Origin of the sequence: Sulfurimonas sp., from assembly GCF_028694895.1 — a bacterium.
Taxonomy (GTDB): Bacteria; Campylobacterota; Campylobacteria; order Campylobacterales; family Sulfurimonadaceae; genus Sulfurimonas.
In genome coordinates this window covers 1-2,936 of sequence record NZ_JAQVKA010000150.1, presented here as the reverse complement: position 1 = coordinate 2,936, position 2,936 = coordinate 1, and the positions used below count along the sequence as shown (strand labels likewise).

Annotated in this window: 5 protein-coding genes; 2 read left to right on the top strand and 3 right to left on the bottom strand. The window is 33.0% G+C overall.

The genetic code is table 11. The features are described from left to right. Together PHI38_RS10095 and PHI38_RS10090 are read right to left on the bottom strand one after the other, a co-directional pair. Positions 1-722 (bottom strand): alginate export family protein (locus tag PHI38_RS10095; RefSeq protein WP_299855740.1); only part of this gene is annotated, 722 nt, incomplete at its 3' end. A 4-nt stretch (positions 723-726) separates the two neighbouring features. Continuing rightward, positions 727-1,200 carry a rhodanese-like domain-containing protein gene (locus tag PHI38_RS10090; protein ID WP_299855738.1) on the bottom strand — a complete coding sequence of 158 codons (474 nt, stop codon included), beginning with the start codon at positions 1,198-1,200 and terminating at the stop codon, positions 727-729. A gap of 96 nt (positions 1,201-1,296) precedes the next feature. Here PHI38_RS10090 and PHI38_RS10085 point away from each other — a divergent pair, with 96 nt between their 5' ends. Beyond that, positions 1,297-1,671, top strand: coding sequence for a helix-turn-helix transcriptional regulator (locus PHI38_RS10085; protein WP_299855736.1), 375 nt, complete (start codon positions 1,297-1,299; stop codon positions 1,669-1,671). A 74-nt stretch (positions 1,672-1,745) separates the two neighbouring features. After that, entirely contained in the window at positions 1,746-2,336 is a 591-nt protein-coding gene (locus PHI38_RS10080) for a class II aldolase and adducin N-terminal domain-containing protein (RefSeq protein WP_299855734.1), read from the top strand. On the opposite strand, the gene PHI38_RS10075 is transcribed toward PHI38_RS10080, so the two are convergent. Continuing rightward, a partial coding sequence (locus tag PHI38_RS10075) for an aminotransferase class III-fold pyridoxal phosphate-dependent enzyme (RefSeq protein WP_299855732.1) occupies positions 2,333-2,936 on the bottom strand: 604 nt, incomplete at its 5' end. The two genes, PHI38_RS10080 and PHI38_RS10075, sit on opposite strands and share 4 nt — an antisense overlap.

Genomic DNA, 2,936 nt, shown 5'->3' with positions numbered 1-2,936 from the left:
ATATCATTATCATAAACTCTTGCCCCTACATAAAAGCTCTCTAAAGAGTTGTAGAGTTCATTTTCTTTTCTGTTTTGTTTATAAGCAAAGATAGGTTCAAATGCAGCATGTTCTTTATAAACATAATGTCCGTATACCCCTCCACCATAATAGCCATGACGGTGATTTAAGCTAAACTGATCAGGATCGTGAAGCATAGTTGCACCATAAAAAAAATCTAAAAAATGCTCACCATCTTTGAGAGAAACTTTAGTGGCATCCCAAATCCATTTTCCAGCGTTCTTCCACTCTCCAGGGCCAAAAACTCTTGCATCACCGTATGAGATGCTTTGTCTACCAACAGTTATAGCGAGATTTGAGTTTTCATATTTGAGGTATGTTTTACTTAGTTCAAAAGAATCACTTTGTGAGCTATGCACTTGTCCAAACTCTTTGTTATACCAGTCATCGCTTGTAAATCCCCAGTCAAAAACTCTTGCATCTTGAAGGGAAACCTTAGCACTCCAATTGTCATTAAATTCATAATTAAGTCCTAATCTTATTCTCGTCATAAGGTAACTGTCATGACCCTCGCCCACCTTTGGTTTACTTCCATAGTACTTCTCATTCATATTGTCAAAGCTTTCAAAACGAAGTCTTATCTGAGCATCTGGGACTACTTCTGCATAAACAAACAAATGGCAAAAGATCAAGAGAAATAATCTATTGAGATTTTTTTTCATTTATCTATCTTGTTGTGAGCACTGTTACACCCAAACCAGTTTGTACGCTATATCCAGCTTTTGCCCAGTCTTGAATTCCACCTTTGAGATTTTTAACATTTTTATGCCCAAGCTTTTTTAACGTTTGTGCAGCGAGTGCACCACGTCCGCCATTTCTACAGTATGTTACAATTAAGATATCTTTATCTTCAATCTTTGTTGGTACTTCCCACTCTAGATTTCCGCGAGTAATTGATACTGTCTTAACCGGAGTAAATTCATCATATATATAACCCTCTGCTCTTTGTTCTGTCTCTCTAACATCAAGAATTACAACTTTATCCTCATTTTCAAAAATCTCTTTTAGAGCTTTGGGGGAAATCTCTCCTACCTCTTTTATAGCTTCATTTATAAGAGGCATCTTTGGATCTTCTTTTGCATATACAGTATTTGAGAAGAGAACAAATACTAAACTAAACAAACTTAATAACTTTTTCATAATAACACTCCATAAAATCAATTTTCATATTTAGGCATTTAACTAAATAACTTTTTGTATGGTATAATTATTTTTATTATGTGTCAAGGAAAAAAGATGTTAGATATGCAACAAAAAATAAAAATATTTAAGGCACTTGGCAATGAAACACGTTTTTTAATCTTTAAAAATGTATTTACAGGTGGTTATGTATGCTCTATTGAAGAGAAAAATAAAAATGCAAAAATAAACGCTCATGCTACATGTGTCAGCACAATTGCACAACATTTTGAATTTTCTCTACCAACAATCTCAAAACATCTTCAACTACTGCGCGAAGCAGGTGTAATTAAAATGCAAAAAAAAGCAAATAAGATATATATAGAGCCAAATATTGAAACTATTAGAGAACTTGGAGGGTGTTTTACAAAGCTTGTAGAAAACTTTGAAACCAATAGAGAGCTTTTTTTTGATGATATTATTGTCAAATGATTTTTACAAATATGGTGAAAAATTTAATAGGAAAGTTATGTTAAACTTATGCCAAAAATAGACGGGCAATTAAAATGAATAAAGAGCATCTAAAAGAGAAACTATCTTCTTTGGCACTGTCAATGTTTAGAAAAGATTTCTTTGGAATCTTTCATGGTTCAATCTCTGCTAAAACTGAGTCAAATCGTTTTATTATAAATAGTAAAGAAGCTATTTTTGATGCACTTGAAGACTCTTCGCTTATAGAACTTTATTACAAAAAAGATTATAGTTGGAATAAGGCTAGTATAGACTCTGGTATACACTATAGTATTTACTCACAAATATCTGATGCAAAATTCATCTGCTTTAGCATGCCACCATTTACAACTGCTTATTCACTTGATCATAATGTAATAATTCCAAGAGACTATTTTGGATATCACGAAATAGGTTCTATTGATATAGTAGATCCAAGAAGTTTTGATGATTGGTATGAACGTGCAAATAGTGAAATTGCTTACTATTTTCAAAGCAAGAAAAGAGACATAATGGTTATTCGTGGCTTTGGAGTTTATACTTACAACAGAGATATTCATGAGATGGCAAAAAGAATTGCAATCTTAGAAAAAAGCTGCAGACTTCTACTTTTAGACAATATGCAAAACAACTCCTCTTTTGATTAAGAGAGGCTTTGTATCGCTTCATATGCTACTTGCATCATTTTTTTTATCTCATCTTTAGAGATAATATATGGTGGCATAAAATAGACTACATGTCCAAGCGGACGCAATAAAACACCATTTTTTAAACCATATTCATATACTTTAAGCCCAACTCTATCCTTTGGATCATACCCTTTAAGCTCAACCGCACATACCATCCCTGTTTGTCTAGTTGATAAAACATTCTTAAGAGCCTTAAACTTTAAAAGTTCTTCTTGCATCTGTTTTGTAGTCTCTTTGTTTTTTTCTATAACATTTTCATCTTCAAAGATATCTAGAGTTGCATTTGCTGCTGCACATGCAAGTGCATTTCCTGTATAACTGTGAGAGTGCAGAAATGCCCTATTCTCACTATAATCACAATAAAATGAAGCATATATTTCATCTGTTGTTAGTACAACTGAGAGAGGAAGATAGCCACCTGTAAGACCTTTAGATAAAACAAGAAAATCTGGTGTTATGTTAGCACTACTACATGCAAACATTTCACCACTTCTTCCAAAACCAACCATTACTTCATCTGCTATAAGATGGATATCATATCTACTGCAGATTTCTCGC